General features: G+C 70.2%; 21 protein-coding genes. 1 reads left to right on the forward strand and 20 read right to left on the reverse strand.

Annotated features, from left to right (window positions below; all coding sequences use genetic code 11):
* Nucleotides 1-189: 189 nt before the first annotated feature.
* Genes HWX58_RS10085 through cmtR form a run of 3 tightly spaced genes read right to left on the reverse strand, consistent with a single transcriptional unit; the run spans nucleotide 190 to nucleotide 1,522 of the window.
* The gene (locus HWX58_RS10085) at nucleotides 190-498 is read right to left on the reverse strand and encodes a hypothetical protein (RefSeq protein ID WP_020624338.1); all 309 of its coding nucleotides are present in this window, start codon (nucleotides 496-498) and stop codon (nucleotides 190-192) included.
* On the reverse strand, nucleotides 495-1,166 hold the full coding sequence (locus HWX58_RS10090) for a cation diffusion facilitator family transporter (protein ID WP_371204940.1): 672 nt from the start codon (nucleotides 1,164-1,166) through the stop codon (nucleotides 495-497). The genes HWX58_RS10085 and HWX58_RS10090 overlap by 4 nt, the downstream gene beginning before the upstream one ends.
* On the reverse strand, nucleotides 1,163-1,522 hold the full coding sequence (gene cmtR, locus HWX58_RS10095) for a Cd(II)/Pb(II)-sensing metalloregulatory transcriptional regulator CmtR (RefSeq protein WP_043278786.1): 360 nt from the start codon (nucleotides 1,520-1,522) through the stop codon (nucleotides 1,163-1,165). Before cmtR ends, HWX58_RS10090 begins: the two co-directional genes overlap by 4 nt.
* Nucleotides 1,523-1,576: 54 nt before the next feature.
* Here cmtR and HWX58_RS10100 point away from each other — a divergent pair, with 54 nt between their 5' ends.
* Nucleotides 1,577-2,572: an arsenic resistance protein gene (locus HWX58_RS10100; protein WP_175987522.1), complete on the forward strand. Its 996-nt coding sequence runs from the start codon at nucleotides 1,577-1,579 to the stop codon at nucleotides 2,570-2,572.
* A gap of 54 nt (nucleotides 2,573-2,626) precedes the next feature.
* Here the strand turns inward: HWX58_RS10100 and HWX58_RS10105 are convergent, their stop codons facing one another.
* From HWX58_RS10105 to trxA, 17 genes are all read right to left on the reverse strand, one after another.
* Nucleotides 2,627-4,120 (reverse strand): putative type IV secretion/conjugal transfer ATPase, encoded by a 1,494-nt coding sequence (locus HWX58_RS10105; RefSeq protein ID WP_070708981.1) that lies wholly within the window; start codon nucleotides 4,118-4,120, stop codon nucleotides 2,627-2,629.
* The gene (locus tag HWX58_RS10110; protein WP_070708980.1) at nucleotides 4,117-4,953 is read right to left on the reverse strand and encodes a hypothetical protein; all 837 of its coding nucleotides are present in this window, start codon (nucleotides 4,951-4,953) and stop codon (nucleotides 4,117-4,119) included. Before HWX58_RS10110 ends, HWX58_RS10105 begins: the two co-directional genes overlap by 4 nt.
* A gap of 52 nt (nucleotides 4,954-5,005) precedes the next feature.
* Complete coding sequence (locus HWX58_RS10115; RefSeq protein WP_020627606.1) at nucleotides 5,006-6,466, reverse strand: SCO6880 family protein; 1,461 nt, start codon at nucleotides 6,464-6,466, stop codon at nucleotides 5,006-5,008.
* Between the two features lie 3 nt (nucleotides 6,467-6,469).
* A complete protein-coding gene (locus HWX58_RS10120; RefSeq protein ID WP_043281858.1) occupies nucleotides 6,470-7,963 on the reverse strand; it encodes a TrbL/VirB6 family protein in 1,494 nt (497 codons plus the stop codon).
* A 40-nt stretch (nucleotides 7,964-8,003) separates the two neighbouring features.
* Complete coding sequence (locus tag HWX58_RS10125; RefSeq protein ID WP_020627604.1) at nucleotides 8,004-8,273, reverse strand: DUF6112 family protein; 270 nt, start codon at nucleotides 8,271-8,273, stop codon at nucleotides 8,004-8,006.
* 81 nt (nucleotides 8,274-8,354) lie between these two features.
* Complete coding sequence (locus HWX58_RS10130; protein ID WP_043281856.1) at nucleotides 8,355-8,621, reverse strand: DUF6112 family protein; 267 nt, start codon at nucleotides 8,619-8,621, stop codon at nucleotides 8,355-8,357.
* Nucleotides 8,621-9,796, reverse strand: a complete 1,176-nt coding sequence (locus tag HWX58_RS10135; RefSeq protein ID WP_020627602.1) for a M23 family metallopeptidase — start codon at nucleotides 9,794-9,796, stop codon at nucleotides 8,621-8,623. Before HWX58_RS10135 ends, HWX58_RS10130 begins: the two co-directional genes overlap by 1 nt.
* A gap of 14 nt (nucleotides 9,797-9,810) precedes the next feature.
* Nucleotides 9,811-10,509, reverse strand: a complete 699-nt coding sequence (locus HWX58_RS10140) for a hypothetical protein (RefSeq protein WP_020627601.1) — start codon at nucleotides 10,507-10,509, stop codon at nucleotides 9,811-9,813.
* A 76-nt stretch (nucleotides 10,510-10,585) separates the two neighbouring features.
* Nucleotides 10,586-11,659 carry a ParB N-terminal domain-containing protein gene (locus tag HWX58_RS10145; protein ID WP_175987524.1) on the reverse strand — a complete coding sequence of 358 codons (1,074 nt, stop codon included), beginning with the start codon at nucleotides 11,657-11,659 and terminating at the stop codon, nucleotides 10,586-10,588.
* Complete coding sequence (locus HWX58_RS10150; RefSeq protein WP_043281843.1) at nucleotides 11,656-12,516, reverse strand: serine/threonine-protein kinase; 861 nt, start codon at nucleotides 12,514-12,516, stop codon at nucleotides 11,656-11,658. Before HWX58_RS10150 ends, HWX58_RS10145 begins: the two co-directional genes overlap by 4 nt.
* An 80-nt stretch (nucleotides 12,517-12,596) precedes the next feature.
* Complete coding sequence (locus HWX58_RS10155) at nucleotides 12,597-13,028, reverse strand: hypothetical protein (RefSeq protein ID WP_020627598.1); 432 nt, start codon at nucleotides 13,026-13,028, stop codon at nucleotides 12,597-12,599.
* On the reverse strand, nucleotides 13,025-13,681 hold the full coding sequence (locus tag HWX58_RS10160; RefSeq protein ID WP_175987526.1) for a DUF2637 domain-containing protein: 657 nt from the start codon (nucleotides 13,679-13,681) through the stop codon (nucleotides 13,025-13,027). The genes HWX58_RS10155 and HWX58_RS10160 overlap by 4 nt, the downstream gene beginning before the upstream one ends.
* Complete coding sequence (locus HWX58_RS10165) at nucleotides 13,678-14,592, reverse strand: bifunctional DNA primase/polymerase (RefSeq protein WP_020627596.1); 915 nt, start codon at nucleotides 14,590-14,592, stop codon at nucleotides 13,678-13,680. The genes HWX58_RS10160 and HWX58_RS10165 overlap by 4 nt, the downstream gene beginning before the upstream one ends.
* Complete coding sequence (locus tag HWX58_RS10170) at nucleotides 14,592-15,680, reverse strand: ImmA/IrrE family metallo-endopeptidase (protein WP_070708795.1); 1,089 nt, start codon at nucleotides 15,678-15,680, stop codon at nucleotides 14,592-14,594. Before HWX58_RS10170 ends, HWX58_RS10165 begins: the two co-directional genes overlap by 1 nt.
* A 240-nt stretch (nucleotides 15,681-15,920) precedes the next feature.
* Nucleotides 15,921-16,694 (reverse strand): AraC family transcriptional regulator, encoded by a 774-nt coding sequence (locus HWX58_RS10175; RefSeq protein WP_168167988.1) that lies wholly within the window; start codon nucleotides 16,692-16,694, stop codon nucleotides 15,921-15,923.
* Nucleotides 16,695-16,949: 255 nt separating this feature from the next.
* Nucleotides 16,950-17,438, reverse strand: coding sequence for a carboxymuconolactone decarboxylase family protein (locus HWX58_RS10180; protein WP_020627594.1), 489 nt, complete (start codon nucleotides 17,436-17,438; stop codon nucleotides 16,950-16,952).
* Complete coding sequence (trxA, locus tag HWX58_RS10185; protein WP_020627593.1) at nucleotides 17,438-17,818, reverse strand: thioredoxin; 381 nt, start codon at nucleotides 17,816-17,818, stop codon at nucleotides 17,438-17,440. Before trxA ends, HWX58_RS10180 begins: the two co-directional genes overlap by 1 nt.
* Nucleotides 17,819-17,832 lie beyond the last annotated feature (14 nt).

The raw sequence follows: 17,832 nt of genomic DNA on the forward strand, positions 1-17,832 counted from the left end.
AACTCGTGCGCATCTGTCCCAACCGCCGTGAGTTCGTTCGCGGTGTAAGTCGGTCGCAGTCTCATATCCATCAGGTACGCGGGCGAGTACGGCCAGTGCTCCGCGGCTGACGAACGTTCAGGATTAGTGCGAGGAGTTCACGATTCGTGAAGGAATCGCAGGAATGGTGAACGCTCGGCTCGGGCTGGACTATCCGACGTTGAGGGCGGCGAGTTGCTGCGGGGAGCCGGTCACCACGAGCCGCAGGTCCGAGTGCTGCTCCTCGATGCGCCAGTCGACGAAGGAGCAGCAGGAGCTTTCGGCCTCGACCAGCCCGCGAAGGCGGGCGATGGAGTCCTCGACCTTGGCGTAGTGGATGGTCAGCCGCGTGTCGGTGCGTTCCGTTTCGAGTGCGTAGTCCTCGTCGAATGCTCGCCACTTCTCGATCTGCGCCTTGCCGGCGGTGGGGGTCAGCGTGCAGGCGATGGGCAGGCCGTTGAGCGGGCCGATGTGGGTCACGGGGTGACCTCCTCGTGGTCGTCGTGGTCGAGGTCTTCGAGCACCTCGAAGGGGGATTCGATGTCGCCGCGCCAAGCCTCGATACCCTCACGGATCGCCAGGCCCGCCACCACGAGCGCGGCGATGGAGTCGGCCCACGCCCACCCGAACAGGCCGTTGAGGACGAGCCCGATGAGGACGGTGCCGGAGAGGTAGATGCACAGCAGAAGCTGCTTCGCATCGGCCTGCACGCTCTTGGAGCGCAGCTCCCGGCCGGTGCGAAACTCGAACCAGGCCAGGACGGGCATCACGATCAGGCTGGCGATCGCGATCCCGATACCGACCGGACTGTGATCCGGGTCGCGGACGCCGGTGAGGGCGAGGATCGCATCGACGGCGACGTACACGGCCAGGGCGAAGAACGCGCCCCCGATCACCCGGACGGTGGCCTTCTCCCACCGTTCGGGGTCTCTGCGAGTGAACTGCCAGGCGATCGCGGCGGCAGAGGCGACCTCGATCACCGAGTCCAGACCGAACCCGATCAGCGCCGCAGACGACGCAACCGCGCCGGCCGAGAGCGCAATGACAGCCTCGATGACGTTCCAGGTGATCGTGAAGAAGACGATGAACCGCACCCGCCGGTGCAGCTGGGCGCGGCGCTCGTCGGTCAGGGCCGGCGCGCTCATCATGCGGTGGCCTCGGTGTCGCAGCAGCCGGGCACGCTGCAGGCCGGGTCCAGGCACGGCGCGCTCTCGTCGACGGCGAGCGTCACATCCACCAGCGCGACGAGCGCCGCCGTCAGGTGTGGGTCGGCGATCTCGTACCGAGTCTGCCGACCCTCGGGCTCGGCAACCACGATCCCGCAACCACGCAGACACGACAGGTGGTTCGACACGTTTGTACGGGTCAGGTCCAGGTCGCGGGCGAGCTTCGCCGGATACCCCGGCTGCTCCAGCAGCGACAGCAGGATGCGCGAGCGGGTCGGGTCGGCCATCGCCCGGCCGAGCCGGTTCATCACGTCCACCCGAGAAGCAAGAGTCAGCACACACTGACTATACAGCGATCAGTGACCTATTGGAAGGCTGGAAGGATAAGACTCATGCGGACGGCGGTCGAGTGGATGGAGCGGTGGCAGGTGCCCCTCTACCTCGCCGCGTTCGTCCTCGGCGCGGGCATCGGGCTGCTGATCCCGGCGATTGCGCACCCGGCGGAGTTGGCGATCAACCCCGTGCTCGGGCTGTTGCTCTACGCGACCTTCCTCGGGGTGCCGTTCGCGAAGATCGGGCAGGCGTTCCGCGACTGGCGCTTCCTCGTCACCGTCTTGACGGTGAACTTCGTCGCCGTCCCGATCGTCGTCTACGTCCTTTCGCGGATCGTCGCCCACGATCAGGTGCTCCTGATCGGCGTGTTGTTCGTCCTCCTCACGCCATGCGTGGACTACGTCATCGTGTTCACCGGCATCGCCGGTGGAGCCAAGGATCGGCTGCTCGCGGCCGCACCACTGCTGATGCTCGCGCAGATGCTCCTGCTGCCGCTCTACCTCTGGCTGTTCGTCGGAGCCGAGTTCGTCGCCACGGTCGACTTCGCCCCGTTCATCGAGGCGTTCCTGCTGCTTATCGCGCTGCCTCTCGTTGCCGCGGGGTTCACCCAGCTTGCCGCCGCCGGCACCCGCTGGGGCGTAGCGATCCAGGGCACCGTGCTGGGGGCGATGGTGCCGCTCATGATGCTCAGCCTCGCTGTCGTGATGGCCTCCCAGATCGCCGGCGTCGGACGACAGCTCGGCGCGCTCCTGCTCGCCATCCCCGTCTACATCCTGTTCGCCGCGGTCATGGTCCCGATCGGTGCCGCCGCCGGGAAGGTTGCCCGGATCGACGTCCCCGGTCGCCGCGCGATCGTGTTCAGCGGCGCGACCCGCAACTCCCTCGTCGTCCTCCCGCTCGTCCTCGCCCTACCCGCCGCGTTCGACCTTGCTCCGCTCGTCGTTGTCACACAGACCCTCGTCGAGCTCATCGTCATGGTCGTGTTCGTGCGGCTCATCCCGCGACTGCTCCCCGACGACATCGACACCGCGAACTCACGACCTCAGATACTCTGAAATGGCCCCTCGGCCCGTGGGTTCCCGCCTCAACTGCCTTCAGGATTCGTGATCTTACGTGGGTTCGCTGGTCATGCGGCCGGTGGTGTCGAACGCGGCGAGCTCGGCGGGATGGAGCTGATGCTGCACGACGAAGGAGCGGTCCTTGATCCGCCAGAGCCCCTGACCGGTCCCCAGGCCGGGGAGCAGCTTCTGCTCGGTGCCGGTGAGCCCGAGCGCGAGGGCGGTGGAGCCGAGCTGGTCCGGCTCCTGCCGGTACACGATCCGGGTCTCCGCATTCGCCAGCAGCGACGAGGCGAGGGCGCGCATCGCGGTCCCGGCATCGCCGACGTTGTCGAGGTCGGAGAGCTTGTGGAAGATGAGCATGTTCGCGATTCCGAAGTGCCGCGCCAGCCTCCACTGGGCGTCCATGCGGCGAAGCAGCGCCGGGTACTGCATGAGCCGCCACGCCTCGTCGTAGACCACCCATCGCTGCCCGCCCGCCGGGTCGGACAGAGCGGACTCCATCCATGCGGACGAGCAGGTCATCAGCACCGAGATCAGCGTGCTGTTCTCCGCGACCCGCGATAGGTCGAGCGACACCATCGGCAGCGACGGGTCGAACCTGACCGTGGAGGGGCCGTCGAACAGGCCTTGGAGGTCTCCGGCGACAAGCCGACGGAGCGCGTGGCCGACGAGACGACCGTCTTCCGCGAGCCGACCGTCCTCATCGTCCCCCGTGTTGGGGGTGAGGATGCGGTCGACGACCATCGGCAGGATCGGCACCTCGGCGCTGCGGACGGCGTCTCGGAGGGCGAGGTCGATGGCGGTGTGCTCCAACGGCGACAGCGCCCGGTCCAGCACGGTCTCTGCGAGGGCGCCGATGAGGTCGCGGCGGCGGGAGGCGACCTGCATCGCCCACTCCGTATCCGACACGGCAGATGGCCGGTGGCCCTCATCGAGCGGGTTCAGACGATTGCGAAGGCCGTGGCCGAGGATGATCGCCCGTCCGCCGACCGCCTCCGCGACAGCCGTGTGTTCGCCCTTAGGGTCGCCGGGGACGTAGACCCTGCGTCCGAACGGCAGGCTGCGCGTGTACAGCGACTTCGCCAGGGAAGACTTGCCGGAGCCGACGATCCCGGCGAGCACGACGTTCGGCGCCGTGATGAGGCCGCGCTGATAGAGCACCCAGGGGTCGTAGACGAACGATCCGCCGCTGTAGAGGTCCTGGCCGACGAAGACGCCCTGGCTGCCGAGGCCGGCCTCGGCCAGGAAGGGGTACTGGCCGGCGAGCGTCGCGGAGGTGTCTTGGTGCTTGGGGAGCCGGAACCGGCCCGGCGTCCGCAACGCCGCGGGCCCCGCCTCGCCGGAGGCGGGCAGGTAGCTCGTGTTGCGGCGTTCAGCCTGCTCCGCCTCCCACTTCGCCCGAGCTTGTGCCTTGCGATGCTGGCGGGCATCGGTCTCGACCTTCGCCGCCGCCTGCCGGCGGGCCTTGCGTGCCCGGCGCCGCTCGCCTTCGGGACCGACGAGCACGGCGGTGTGCAGGCGGCTGTCGTCCTGCCCGGTCACAGCGCCAGCCCCCGTCCGTGTGCGGAGGCGGCGCCGGGGCGGCGGGTGAACCAGTCGGCCCCGTCTCGCCCCCGGCTGACCGCGGGGCCGACTGCACGCGTGGACTTGTGCGCGGCGCGTTCCGCTTCCCGCCTCGACTCCGATGCGGGTGCGGAGGCCGGGGTGTCGATGCCGAGGAGCGCCGGGTCGGGCACGGTGTCGTGCTTGCGCAGCAGCGAGACGTGCCCGAGGAAGGGGTTGTAGGTGAGCGTGTAGACGTCGTGGGTGGCCACCTTGTCGAGCACACCTGCCGGGGGCTCGTCGTAGACGTATCCGTTCTCGAGCGCGGCCTGGGTGGTCTCCGCTCCGTAGTCGTGCCCGGCCAGGTGCTCGATCGCTGCATCCGTCCCGTCGCGGTCGATCAGCTCCAGCACCTCATCGGCCTCGGCGCCTTCCAGGAACACGACGCTGACCCACCGCCTCGCCGGGCCGTCCTCGACGGCAGGTGCGGGGTGCCAGGCGATGCGACCGGAGTGCTGGGAGGCGGCGTCCAGCCGCCACTCCACGGTGTCCAGCAGGGTGCCGGCCTGGTGCAGCTCATCGGCAGCTGCGAGGGCCGAGGTTGCGCCGGCGGCCTGGTTCCCGGCGTCGTCGTGCGCCCTGGCGCGGGCGCTGATGTGGGCGGCTGCGAGCTGGTCGAGCACTTGCCGCAGCGACCTGACGCCGGCGAGCAGATCTCCGATCACCGGGTGGGTGTCGGCGGGGCTCTCGAACGTGCGGGTCGCGTGGGCCAGGCCCCGCAGCGCGGCGGACGCCTCAGCGGCGTCCGCGAGCGGGTCATCGAAGGTCGGCATGATCGGGGCTCCTCACAGGAAGGCGTGACGGTTGGTGAGCAGGTGCGCCGGGTCAGACCGGCCGGCACAACGGCAGCGCGGCAGCGGTGAATGCCTGCGCCTGCTGACCGACGAGCCGCCTGGTCTCGCAGGACGCTTGGATCGCCGCCTGCTCGACCGCGGCCACCGCCGCGTCGAGCTCGTCCACGGTCGGCGCAGAGACGGAGACGAGGCCGGAGACGCGCAGGACGCCGTGCCCGGCAGTCAGGTCCGCCTCCTGCTGGAGCACGTCGTCCAGCTCGGCGCTGCTGGCCGCGTCGTCGATCTGCCCGATCTTGCGCCGCTGGGCGGCATCGGAGATGAGCTCGGTCTTCTTCTTCCGCAGGTCCCGCGCGGCCTGGTCGGCGCGCACCGGGGTGTAGTGCAGGGCGAGGGTGCGCAGGATGCCGTTGGACAGCACGAGCGGCGCGAGGAAGCCGGGATACACCTGCGAGCGAGGCCACTCGGTGATCCACAGCACCGCATGGTGCGCGGAGTCCGACCGCAGCCGGTCCCAGGTCTCGGTAACCGCGACCGGACCTGCGGTCGCCAGGTCACGGCCCAGGTCCCCGTGGCGCTCCAGCGCCGGGGCGGCGGCGGGGTCGTAAGCCGAGCGCAGGACGACGGCGACCTCGCCCGGCGTCAGCCACCCGGTGCTACTGAGCTCCGCGGCGCGCAACGCCGTCGTCAGCGTGCTCATCTCCTGCCGCAGCACCGCAGCCGCGCCGCGTATCCCGCCACCGCTCGTTCTGATCTGCCGGGCGGCGGCCTTCATGTCGAGCGCGAGCGAGATGGTCGTCGCGTGGCGCTCTCCGGCGGGGCCGGCACGCTCGATGAGCTCGGCGTACGTGGTCGCGGCCCAGGAGCCGTCGTCGGTGCCGTGCGTGCGCCACCACTCCGCCAGCCCCGTCCCGGAATCCGGCAGAGTGCGCTCGGACACCTGGATGCGGGCGATCCGCCCGGACCTGCAGGCGGCGGCCAGTACGCGGCCCCAGCCGGAGACGCGACGCTGCTGCTCACCCGGATCAAGGAGCACGAACGCGGGGTGGGAGACGCCGAGGATCGCGGTGAGGGTCTGCGCGTGCGGGTCGTGGACCATCGCCGCGCCGGTCTCGGGGTCTTCCCACTCCCGCAGCGGTGCCGCATCCCCGGGCAGGGCGAGGGTCCCGGCGGGGCGGGGCTTGATGACGCGGCGCCGGTAGATGAGCTGCCCGAGATAGGTCCGGGCGGCCCAGCGGGCGAGGATCGGCACCCACTCGATCACCTTCCGGCCCCCGGCAGGGATCACCGCGAGCAGGGCGCAGGTCCCCCAGACGGGTGCGGTCCAGGCCAAGCCCATCCCGTCGGCGGTGTAGAGGGAGAAGACGACCGTGAGCACCGCGATACCGAGGACGATGAGCTGCGGCAGGGACAGACCGAGCATGATGCCGCGCCTGGCGAGCCGCGAGAACTGCACCGGCGCCAGCGGGTAGTCGCTAGGCGAGTTCGTGACCATCGGTTACTCCTTCCCGGCCGGTGCGGACGACGGCGGAGGCGGCGGGTCCTGCCGGCGCTGGCGCGCGGGCGAAGACTCTCCAGGCCCGGGAGAGGGCGGCGTGGCCGGAGGCGGTGTCGACGGTGCGGGACGCGGCGGGGCGCCCTGCGACGGCGGCGGGGATGCCTGCTCGGCCGCCGCGCCGGCCTGACTGTCCGCCGCGCCGCCCGCCGCTCTGCCTGCCTTCGGACCGGCGGTCGCTGCGGCCTTGACCACGGCGGCTCCGACGACCACCGCGGCACCGACCGGCCCCGCGGCCGCACCGGCACCAGCCGCGCCAGCGCCGGCAGCTCCGGCGCCCGCTCCAGCTCCAGCTCCAGCTCCAGCCCCTGCTCCTGCTCCGGCTGATGCGGCGGCGCCGGTGCCCGCCGTGCCGGCTCCCGCGCTGGCCGGGGCCGCAGCCGACGCACCGGGAGGAGGTGGGGGCGGTGTCGAGCCTCCGCCCGCGCCGCCTCCACCACTCGGCGGCTTGCTGCCCGGGTCGGTGCCGCCGTCGAGGACCTTCTTGGCCGTGTCGGCCTGCGGGGCGGACGGCACCGGCACGGGCCGGTTCAGCGCGGACTTCGCCTCCTGCTCGGACGACATCGCGTGGTACATGTCGAAGCCCACGAACGACAGGAACTTGTAGGTGATGTACGGGGCGAACGCGGCGATGAACATCAGCACGACGCCCGCGATCGGGTCGGAGATGGAGGCCAGGTCGGCCTCGATCGGGGCCGAGACCTGCCCGATCGCGACGAGGAAGATCACGACGAGGACGAGCTTGGAGAAGATCAGGGCGATCACGAACGCCGCCCACTTGGCGAACCAGCCCTTCGTCGCATCCCACGTCGCCCCGGCCAGGGCGACCGGGCCGAACACGACCGCCACCAGCAGCAGCGCCTTGCGGATCAGCAGGGAGAACCACACAATCGCCGCCGCCGATATGGCTAGGCCGGCGAAGAAGATCGTGAGGATCGCCCCGACGCCAGGGCCGCCGATGTTGATGGCGCCGAGGGCGACGGCGAGGAGCCCGATCTGGGTCCCCATCCCTTCCATCGTGTTCCCGGTGGCCTGCACGATCCCGACCGCGAGCTGATCGGTCACCTCCAACAGCAGCGCCGTCAGCGTGATGACGAGAAACGAGCCGAGGACGGACTTGGCGAGGCCGAGCGCGGCACGGGACAAGGCGGTCGGGTCGCGGTGGACCAGGCCGGTGATGAGCTGGAGGCAGAAGAAGATCAGCATCACGAACACGGCGACGCCGAAGAGGACGTTGTAGACGCCGACGTACTCGGCGCTCGTGACGTCGACGAGGGTCGTGGTGTCGAACACCCACCACACGGCCTCGAACAGCCACGCCGCCGCCCCCGCCATCGCCTGAGCCAGCCAGTCGAACGGGGCCGCGATCAGGGAGGCGGTGCCCTCGCCCACGGCGTCACAGACGGAGGAGATGACCGGGACGTCGCAGACGCTCACCGCGCCCACCCCCGCCGTCGGAAGTCATGTCGGGTCGTCATTAGACGGCCTGCCCGACGCCCCAGAAGAAGTTCACCAGCGTCACCGCCGCGCCGCAGATGATCGCCGCCCCGCAGCTCACGAGGACGCCGACCTTGCCGCGGCTGGCGAGGTGGGGGTTGCTGCTGTTCGATCCGAGACCCCAGACGATCGCGGAGACGATCAGGGCGAGGACGGAGAGGATCAGGCCCACCGTCATGACGGCGCCGACGATGATGCGCAGCTGCTCGATGCCCGGAAGGCCCGAGCTGTTGGGGTCGATGTCGATCACGGTTGTGCTCCCTTGACTGGTCGAGACGGGGTTCTCGACGGTCAGGTGCGCACTCGCTCCCAGCCGCACAGGCAAGGACGGTCAGAGCCGGGTGCCGACGTCCAGCAGGAAGTTGAGCCAGGCAACGCCGGCACCGGATAGCGCGGCGGCGCCGACCGCGACAAGCAGGCCGGTGCGGGCCTTGGTCGCTGCCTGGTAGTTGCCGGAGGCTCCGCTGATCGCCCAGATGATGGCGCAGACGATGAGCATGAGCACCGCGGTGACGAGCACGAACATCAGCAGCGCGCCGACGATGGAGCGCAGGTCTGCGGCGCCGCCCACGCCGCCGAAGTCGGGGAACACGTCCATCACGCGCCCCCGGCAGTGCACAGGGCGGGGGCGGCATCGCCGCCCGCAATCCCTCCGGCACCGTGTTCGGTGAGCCAGGCGTCGGAGTCCACCGGGTCCGCTCCGGCGCCGCCGGGGTGGATCTGCAGGTGGAGGTGCGGGCCGGTCGAGTGGCCGGAGGAGCCGACGTCTCCGATGTGCTGGCCCGCGGTCACGGTGTCGCCGTCGGCGACGTGGATGCCGTGCTGCCACATGTGCACATACATCGACGCGACCCGCTGCCCGCCGACGGTGTGCTCGATGACGATGATCCCGCCGCCTGCGTCGGTGTAGTTCGCGCGCACCACGACGCCATCGGCGACGGCGTAGATCGGGGTGCCGTCGGGGGCGGCGAAGTCCGAGCCTGCGTGGAAGCGTCGTTCCCCGGTGATCGGGTCGTTGCGCCACCCGAACGGGCTCGTCCGCACCCAGGTTCCCTCGGGAAGCGGGAACACGATCCTGGTCGTCTCGGGCACGACCGGTGTCTCATCCCCGCCGCCGTTGCCGGAGGGCGCGGGGCGGGTGAGGGCGTCGAGGATCGCCTGCGCGACTGGCTGGTAGTTCTGATACCTGTCCGGGTAGGCGCTGACCTCGACGGCCTGGGCGGCCTCGCCGGGGTCGAGCTGCTGCCAGCCGGGGATGTCGAGCAGCCCCCGCGGGGACGGGTAGTTCGGGCCGGACTCGCCGCCGTAGAACGCCCTGGCCTGGTAAGCCGAGTCCATGAGCTCGGCGACCGTGCCCCAGCCGCTGGCGGGGCGCATCTGGAACAGGCCGAGCGAGTCATGATCAGAACCGTTGCCGTCGTTCGGATAGTTCGCCGACTCGGGGTAGGCGCTGGTGTTGGCGAGCATCCGCAGGGTGGATTCGGTGAGGGCGGCCATGAGCGCGATGAGCACACCGTCGCGGCCGACGCCGGCGGTCTGCCCGCCGACCGTGATGATCGTCGCCGCGTGCGTGAGCTGTTGCCGGTTCAGCGTGACCGTCTCCCCGTTTCGGGTCGTCGTGGTCAGCGAGTCCGGGATCGGGCCGACCGCGAGTGAGCCGGGCGTGCAGACGGCGGCGGTCGCGGAGGTGCCGCCGAGCGCGGCGACGCCCAGCAGGGCCGTGGAGGGCCCGATGAGCAGCAGGGTGAGGGCGAGGACGGCGAGCTTCTTCATCACGACGCTCCCGGCTAGTGCAGCGGGTTGTCGAGCTCGGACAGCCGCAGCACCTCGCACGAACCTGATGCCGCGCCGTGGCCGGGCGTGGGCGGGTTGCAGACGAGGAACACGGTGAACGCGACCGGGCGGGACGCCTCCACCGGCGTCGTGCCCCAGGTGCCGTCGCGGTGCCTCGTGCCCTCGAAGGTGTAGGCGATCGCCCCGGCCGGGATCTGGCCGGGCGCGGCCTGGTCGACGGCGGTCTCCCACGCCTCCGGGATGAACACCTCGTCGATGGTGAGCCACTGGCGCGTCGCATACTGTCGCAGCTGCGCCCACGCCTCCACAGAAGGCAGGTAGGCGCGCACGTCGCCCACGAACGCATCCGCCTCGGAACCGTGGGCGGCATCCGCGAGCACCTGCGCATAGTCCGAGGGCGTGTGCCCGGTCGTGGTGTCCCAGGTGAACAGGGCGGTCGCGACCGCGCGGGCGAACGCTTCCGGGCCGAGGTTCTGCCGGAGCGACTCCAGCTCACCGCCCGGCATCGGGCCGGGCGTCACAGGCGCAGCCGTGGTAGACGGGCGTTCGCTCGACGCCGGGTCGGCCGCGGCGGGGCCGTGGACGAGTCCGTAGATGCCGACGCCGACGAGGATCAGCAGGGCGAGGCCTGCGGCGGTGGCGGCGATCAGCAGGCGACGACGGCGACGGTCATCGGGGGCGGCGGGGTCCATGAACAGGGGTCCTTCCCGGACGGCAACAGGGATGCGTGGTTGCCAGGAAGGTGCGCACCACCGCCCCCCGCCCTGTTCAGGCGGTCTGCTCGGCCCGGTCCTCCCGGGCGGCACGGGCGGCATCGGCGAACGTGACGGTGCCGGCGATCGTCTCCTCGAACCGGGCCCATTGCTCGGTGGTGAGTGCCGGGCCGACATCGGCGGGGGCGTAGTGCTCCCACCACGAGGCCATGTCGTCCCACGTCGCGGTGAACACGCTCAGCGGGAACGGCACCGGGACACCCGGCTCCACCGCCGTCAGCGCGGGCCGCTTCGCCTTCCTGCCGGTCTTGGCGGCCTTGACGCGGGCGAGCGCGGCCTGCGCCAACTGCTCCAGCTCCGCAGCCTTCGCCTCCCGCTCCGCCGCCCGCACCGCATCCGCTTCGGTGCGGGCCTGCTCGCGCAGCTCGGCGGGCTGGGCAGGGTCGGCGGCGAGCTGGTCGAGCTCCGCCAGCGACAGCTCCGCGTTCACGCGCAGATGCGAGGGATAGACGCTGCCGCCGGTCTTGATCTGCTCGACCTCCTGCGCGGCGCGCGCCCGCACCGCCTCGGGCTGGGACTCGTCCGCGGCGAGGTCTTCCAGCCGGCCGATGCGCTCCAACGTCGTGTAGGAGGCGCGGCCAGTGACCATCCGAGCAGCCTGCGCACGGGTCTTGCCCTGCTCGATCTGCGGTGGTGCCAAATTGGCACCACCGTCTTCTGCGTCGTCGGCGGACGCCTGGAACCGGGTGGCCTCCTGTCGGCGCGCGGCGTCCTCGGCCAGCAGGGCCTTCAGCTCGCGGTAGAGGGCGGCGGCTTCGAGCTGGGTGAGGGGCTTGTGGAGCTGGTTGTCGTCCTGCTCCGCGAGGAGCTGCCCGAGCCGGTCGGAGACGCCGGAGCGTACCCACACGTTGACGGTTTTGATGCCGAGCAGCTTGATCGCCGCGAGCCGTCGGGCTCCGCAGATCAGGTGCCCGTCGAGGGTGACCGTGATCGGCTGCAGCAGCCCGTGGCGGCGTATCGACTCGACCAGCGGGATCAGGTCGCCGTGGTCGTGCCTGTGCCGCGCGCCGACGACGATCGAATCGACGGCGCGCTCCAGCTCGATTCGGCCTTCCAGCGGCGTGCTCATCGCCCGCCGCTCCCGGCATCGAATCTGGGTGCGGCGAGCCCGGCGGTGATCACGAGATCGTCGTCTGTGAGGAGTGCGCGCAGCGGCTGGCCGATCAGCAGGCGGCGGAGCATTCCGCGGCCGGCGTTCGTGTGCGCGAGTGCCGGGTCGGGAACGCCGAGCACGGCCCGCAGCAGCGCCGTCCAGGATGCGCCGGGGAGGTCGAGGAGGGCGCGGGCTTGCCGGTCTCGGCGCAGCACCTCGAACGCCGACGCCCGCGAGGACGCCTCCGTGAGCCGGGCAGTGACGTACTCGACCGCGGCCCGCGCGGTCTCTGGCTCCCACCCGACCCGGGTGAGGAACGCGATGGTGTCCTCGATGGCGGCGGTCACGTTCACCGCTCGCTCGGGCGCCGGGTCCTCGTCGTCGGGCTCGTCGTCGGTGAATGGGTCGAACCGGAACGCGGGGTGGTAGTCGGGCAGCGGGTTCTCCCGATCGCTGAACCGCTCCGCATCGTGGAACACCGAGTAGCGGGGACGGCGGGCCTGGTGAACGGAGCACAGCAGCCCGTTGCCGCGCTCCTCCGCGGTGCACGTCACCTGCACCGCCCGCGTGATCACCGCCCACGGGTCCTCCGCCCGGCGGGTCGCGGCACCGCGCATCGCCTCGAATGCCGCGGACGCCGCCTCCCACGGGTCCAGTCCGTGTTTGCGGGCCAGCGCCGCGTACTTGCTCGCCGCGTGCTCCATGAGCGCAGCGGCCTCGGGGTCATGGCGCCACGCTCCGCGCCCCGCCTCGTGGAGGCGGGTGAGCAGGGCGCGCAGCGCTTCCGAATCGTCGAATCGTTCCCGCCGTTTGCGGGCCGTGGCAGTCTCCATGACGGCACCTCCTGACAGGCAGGTGCGCACACGGCCCCCAGCGGCTTGGTTTCGCGCCGTCGCGCCGGGGGCGAACATGGTTACCCGAGCCCGATCCCGGAGCGAGACACCCAGGAGTAGTGCTCCCCGGACCCGCGGCCGAACGCCGTCACGGGCGGCAGCTTCCGGGCACGCTCGCTCACGAACCGGACACCAGTGCGCGCCCCGGTGCGCGCTGCCCGGTACGCCTGGCCGGGAACCCGGCGGGAGCGGCGGGCGAGCTCAGCCTGGAAGTCGATACCCCGTCCCGCAACCCTGGCCGAGCGGGAGACCATCAGGTCGGTCGGGCGCACCCACTCCACGCCCGGCCGTTGCTTCTTCGCCGCCTCCGTGGTGTCTTTGGTCAGCGACGGGTCGCGGTGCCGGGCGAGCGCCGAGGTCTCGCCCTCCCGCGGCGTCTCGTCGCGCTCCGGCCAGTCCGGGGCGCGTTCGACGCGCTCGTGCAGGGCGGTCGTGTGCTGGTCGTCGTTCATGGCGTCTCCTTCTCCTCAGGCCTCGTCAGTGCGGGCGGGGCCGTGAACCAGCGACCCACGGTGGAGGGGTGCACGCCCAGGCGCCGGGCGATGGCCTTGTTCGACCAGCCCTCCTCCTCGCGCAGGCGCGCTGCGAGCTCCCGGCTCGCCTGGCGCACCGGTCCGACCGCCAGCGGCGCTGGCGCAGCATCAGGCACGCGCTCATCAGGCGCAGGCTCCTCGGCGGGCTCGATGCTCGCGGGAAGGGGGCGGGGGAGGATCACGGTGAGGTGCGTGATCGCCAGCAGCACCATCGGCGGTACCGCCGCCACACACGCGGCGAGCACGCTGGGCACGTCGGCGTCGGCCGCGACGACGGCGTGGATCGCGTTCGCCGTCACCGACACCAGCGCACCGGCCGCGAGCAGCAGCCACGGGTACCAAGCCGACCGCTGGCTCGCGAGGGCGACGACAGCGACCGTCGCGACGACGATGATCCCGTCGACGATGAGCGGCCACGCCCAGGCCTGCCCGGCATCCACGCCCGAGCGGCGAGCGAGGTCCGCGAGGGCGGTGAACGAGAGCCAGAACGCGCCGGCCGCGATGAACACCGTCCCGGCCAAGGCCGTCACGACCGCGACCCCGCCGCCCCGCGTCCGTACCGCGGTACTCATAAGAGCACCTGCCCCGTGAGCCGCACCGGCCGTTGCGGCGCATCGCCCTGCCCGACGACGGATGCGGGCCGGGCGTGCGCGACGCGGTACGCAGAACGGATCGTGGTCTCGACCTCTCGCGGCGCAAGGCCGACTCGTTCGCCGGCCGGGGCAAGCGCGTCGACCATCTCCGGCAGCGACATGCCTGCCTCCGCGAGACGGCACGATGCCCAGAACAGGCCGCGGTTGCGCTCGCCCTCGGCGCGCATCCCGACCCACGCGGCCAGCCGTGTGGCATCTTCCGACCGGATCGGGCCGCGTACCTGGTGCGGGGCAGGCTCCGGGCGCGGGTCGAGGAAGTCCCGCAGCCGAGCCGCATCGACCGGTGCGGGCGCACGGTCGGCACCGGCGACGAACTCGTAGGAGCCGGCGCCTGTCACGGCCGAGGGCGGGACGATGATGTAGCCGCCGTCGCCGCGGAAGTCCACATGCGCCTTCGCCGCCTGCCACGACCGCTGCGGCCGGTCCGGGTCGGATGGGAAGTAGAAGTGCGCCCCGCCCGACGCCGACCTGACCGCGGCCAGCCATCCCGGCACCAGGCCGGCACGGCGGGAGCGCTCGAACGCCGCGAACCCGTCACCGCCGGGCTTGCGATCCACATCGACGACCACGACCCCGGAGACAGCGCCGGTCGGGATGCCAATGTTCGCGGACGGCCACCGCCGCCACCACGCCGCCACCTGACGGGCATCGATGGTTGCCGCGTGGAACCCGCCGGGCTGCGCTTCCGGGTTCTCCTCATCGGGCTTCAACAGCGGGTTCTTCGCGCCCGGCACGCACGGCAACACAGGCACCCCAGCAGCCGCGAGCAGCGCGGCGGCCTGTGGCAATGGAAGGGTCGACACCGAGGAGAGGACGCTGGCGACGCTCATCACAGGCTCCTCACCGCGACGTCCGCAGGACGCGACGAACGCGCCGACTCGCCCGGCACCGACTGGGGTGCGATCCGCTTAGAGCCAGCCACACGCGAAGTCCCAGTCGACTCACGGGACAGGCCGGGCGGGTCGCCCGTGCCGACCTGAACGGTGGGTAGCGCGTCGAGAATCGTCACGGCGACCTTGCGGACACGCTCGCCGGTGGCCTGCACAACCTCGGCCGGGTCCTTGTCCTTGACCGTGCCCGCCCAGCCCGAAACATACGGGATCGTGTAGGCGGTGGTGTCCATGCCATGCGCGGCGCCGATCATCAGCGCCACGGACTCGGCCTCGACCTCGCCGACGCCTCGATGCCCGGTCGCATCCGGGCTGTCGGGGCCGTGCAGCATCACATGCGCGAGCTCGTGCGCGAGGGTCTTCACCTGCGCGGCGTCGTCCATGTTCGTCCGCACCGCGACCGTGCGCGCCTGGAAGTCGGTCAGGCCGTTCGCGCCGTGGATCATCCCCTCGTGCTCGACCCGCAGCACCGCGAAGCCCTCGGCCGCCACCAGTGCCGATAGCCCTTCCCATAAGCCGTCCGGTGCCTGGCCTTCCATCAGCGTCGGCGCCGGGCGTTCAGGGATCGGCGGGCCGTCGGTCATCGAGACGTCCCAGACACGCACCGGAATCGCGCGGACCATCTTCGACCGGACCGTTTCTCCGGGCTTCGGCTTCTCGTACCTGTCCAGGCGGCGCCATGATCCGGGGTTCTGCGGTGTCGAGGACGCGAACCGCGCCATCAGCGGGGCGAAGATCTGCATCGACCCGCCTGCCAGCGGAGAGCGACCCAGCGCCTTCCATTGCTTGTAACCGGCCACGAAGGTCGGCTCTGGCGCGCTTGTGCGACCTGCCTCGTAGAGATCGAGATGTTGAGCCCAGATCAGCAGCGTGTTGTTGAACGACTTCGCCCGGAACCGGGCCGCGAACTCCAGCGCACGCTTCCAGTCCTCACCCGAGACGAGCTGATCGACTGCAGCCGTTAGCCGCTCATGGAGCTGTTGGAGCCGCGCATCCCGCGCTGCTCGCGCCTCCTCGTCCGTCGCCATCAATGACCTCCTCCCGGCGAGGCCAACGGCACAAGCCGTTGACCCTTGCGACCATGAGGTGCGCCGGGCGGATCAGGAAGAAGAGAGACGGACAACGGACTGGGCCTGTGGCCGTCAGGCTCCGCGATGAACCCGACGTATTTGACGTGTTCTACACGGCAGTCCAAGACCTGTCGACGTCGCCGGCGAAACGTGGGACACGCGTCGAGTGGAGCGGTTCATACGACGAGTCCGCAGAGGTTACCGGCTGGTGTCGTTGACAGCGATAGCGTGGCTTTGTCGATCCTCAGGAACCGTATGTGGTGTGCGCCGGTACTGTGTCGGCGTGATGCCGTAGCGACGGAGAAACCAGTGGGATGCTACGCGCGGATCGCTCCACCCGACTTCGCTTGCGGCACGCATTACGGAAATGTCGGTTTCTTCGATGAGCCGCGCGAATTCGGTGAGCCGGAGTTCAGTGAGTAGACGCATTGGTGCGGCGCCGGCGTACTGTACGAACATGCGGGTGAGGTGGGTCCGTGAGAGGGAGAGTTCGCGTGAGAGCGCTCCAACGGTCCACGGCTCTGCGATGCGCCCGCGAAGCAACCGGATTGCCTGACCGACGTAGCCAATAGATCCGGTGTCGGTCAGTCGTCCATTGATGGGTGTCCACGGTGTCGTGAGGGTGTCCGGCGCTTCGTCCAGAAAAGTCGGCAGTATCAGCCTCATCCATCGTGCGAGAAGCTCGAGAGTGTGAGTCGCGACGACTTCGGGCGAGTGGGTCCCGCTGCGCAGTACGCTCATCTGTCGCCATATCGGCTCGACATGCCGCAGCACAGCGATACCTGGCGCAAGGACGATTGCGCGGCCGTCCCACTCGAGGGGGTGTACTCCTGCGATCACTCGTTCTGCGTCAGGGAGGAACCATGCCATCTGGGTGCGCCAGAACTGCTCGTCGGCGTAGATGGCCCAGATGCGTACGGACGGGGATGGGCGCACGCGGCACCATTTGCCGGTGCCGAGGGCAAGAGACATGCCAGGACGCAGGACGTGCATGCTCTCAGCAGTCTCTAGGGCGCAGGAGCCCTCAACGACGTTGAGTATCTTCGCGTGCCGGAACACGGTACGGCTTGACGGGACCGTACGCACCATCTCTATGGCCGCGATATCTCCTGGCGCTTGAACCGCTGCGTAGGGGGGCGTGAACCTGATCGGTTGAGTGGCCGGCAAGTCGTGCGCGGCCTCGAACGCGTCCTCTGGCGTAGCGGCCACGCTGCGCACGGCACACCGTCAGCTCAGCTTGCCTTCCGAGTCGCGTGGTCGCACGCGATGTTCGCTGAGGATCGAGATCCGATTGAACATGTTGATGGCCGCGGCGACCCACTCCGCGGCCGCGAACTCCGCCTCGGAGAGGGTGCTTCGGGCCTGCGCGAGCTCGACATTCACGGCGGCGTCGAGGGGGAGCCGGGTGGCTGCTTCAGCGATCGCGAGCAAGGCGCGCTCTCGATCGCTGAACAGTGGCGACTCGCGCCAGGCGGCCAAGATGTCGAGTAGTTGCTGATTGACGCCTGCGCGCCTTGCCTGCCGCGAATGCAGATCGAGGCAGAAGACGCATCCGTTCAACTGCGACGCCCGAACCTTGATCAACTCGCTCTCGGCGGGAGTGAGTCCGCGTTGCGATGCGGCTTCAGACACAGCGGTCGCGAACGCAGACGCGGCTTCCCATGCTTCTGGGACGGCCTTGTCCATGTAGGGGCGTGCTCCATGCAAGGTGGACATCAGCGATCATCCTTGGCCGAGCCGCCATCGGAGTCGAGGTCCTTCCTGACCTCGTCCATGTCGAGTCCTCTGACGTTCTCTACCACTTCGGCTAGGGCAGTGGGCGGTAGGGCGCCGGCCTGGCTGAAGACGAGCAACCCCTGGCGGAAGGCGAGCAGAGTGGGAATCGCGGTGATTTGGGCCGCCGCAGTGATGCGCTGCTCCGACTCCGTGTCGAGCTTCGCGTGGACGATGTCGGGATTGTCTTGCGACGACTTCTCGAAGACCGGCGCAAACTGATGGCATGGTGCGCACCAGTCCGCCCAGAAGTCGACGAGAACGATGTCGTTCTGATTGATCGTGACCTCGAAGTTGTCCTCGGTCAGTTCGACGGTTGCCATGTGGGTTCTCCTCT

This window comes from Microbacterium tenebrionis (assembly GCF_903645325.1).
Classification (GTDB): Bacteria; Actinomycetota; Actinomycetes; order Actinomycetales; family Microbacteriaceae; genus Microbacterium; species Microbacterium tenebrionis.

What these genes read in the sequence shown, in the direction of transcription:
- HWX58_RS10090 (WP_371204940.1), bottom strand. Translation starts at nt 1,166, where the DNA reads ATGATGAGCGCGCCGGCCCTGACCGACGAGCGCCGCGCCCAGCTGCAC.
- HWX58_RS10100 (WP_175987522.1), top strand. Translation starts at nt 1,577, where the DNA reads ATGCGGACGGCGGTCGAGTGGATGGAGCGGTGGCAGGTGCCCCTCTAC.
- HWX58_RS10110 (WP_070708980.1), bottom strand. Translation starts at nt 4,953, where the DNA reads ATGCCGACCTTCGATGACCCGCTCGCGGACGCCGCTGAGGCGTCCGCC.
- HWX58_RS10115 (WP_020627606.1), bottom strand. Translation starts at nt 6,466, where the DNA reads ATGGTCACGAACTCGCCTAGCGACTACCCGCTGGCGCCGGTGCAGTTC.
- HWX58_RS10130 (WP_043281856.1), bottom strand. Translation starts at nt 8,621, where the DNA reads ATGGACGTGTTCCCCGACTTCGGCGGCGTGGGCGGCGCCGCAGACCTG.
- HWX58_RS10135 (WP_020627602.1), bottom strand. Translation starts at nt 9,796, where the DNA reads ATGAAGAAGCTCGCCGTCCTCGCCCTCACCCTGCTGCTCATCGGGCCC.
- HWX58_RS10140 (WP_020627601.1), bottom strand. Translation starts at nt 10,509, where the DNA reads ATGGACCCCGCCGCCCCCGATGACCGTCGCCGTCGTCGCCTGCTGATC.
- HWX58_RS10145 (WP_175987524.1), bottom strand. Translation starts at nt 11,659, where the DNA reads ATGAGCACGCCGCTGGAAGGCCGAATCGAGCTGGAGCGCGCCGTCGAT.
- HWX58_RS10150 (WP_043281843.1), bottom strand. Translation starts at nt 12,516, where the DNA reads ATGGAGACTGCCACGGCCCGCAAACGGCGGGAACGATTCGACGATTCG.
- HWX58_RS10155 (WP_020627598.1), bottom strand. Translation starts at nt 13,028, where the DNA reads ATGAACGACGACCAGCACACGACCGCCCTGCACGAGCGCGTCGAACGC.
- HWX58_RS10160 (WP_175987526.1), bottom strand. Translation starts at nt 13,681, where the DNA reads ATGAGTACCGCGGTACGGACGCGGGGCGGCGGGGTCGCGGTCGTGACG.
- HWX58_RS10165 (WP_020627596.1), bottom strand. Translation starts at nt 14,592, where the DNA reads ATGAGCGTCGCCAGCGTCCTCTCCTCGGTGTCGACCCTTCCATTGCCA.
- HWX58_RS10170 (WP_070708795.1), bottom strand. Translation starts at nt 15,680, where the DNA reads ATGGCGACGGACGAGGAGGCGCGAGCAGCGCGGGATGCGCGGCTCCAA.
- HWX58_RS10175 (WP_168167988.1), bottom strand. Translation starts at nt 16,694, where the DNA reads ATGTCTCTTGCCCTCGGCACCGGCAAATGGTGCCGCGTGCGCCCATCC.
- HWX58_RS10180 (WP_020627594.1), bottom strand. Translation starts at nt 17,438, where the DNA reads ATGTCCACCTTGCATGGAGCACGCCCCTACATGGACAAGGCCGTCCCA.
- trxA (WP_020627593.1), bottom strand. Translation starts at nt 17,818, where the DNA reads ATGGCAACCGTCGAACTGACCGAGGACAACTTCGAGGTCACGATCAAT.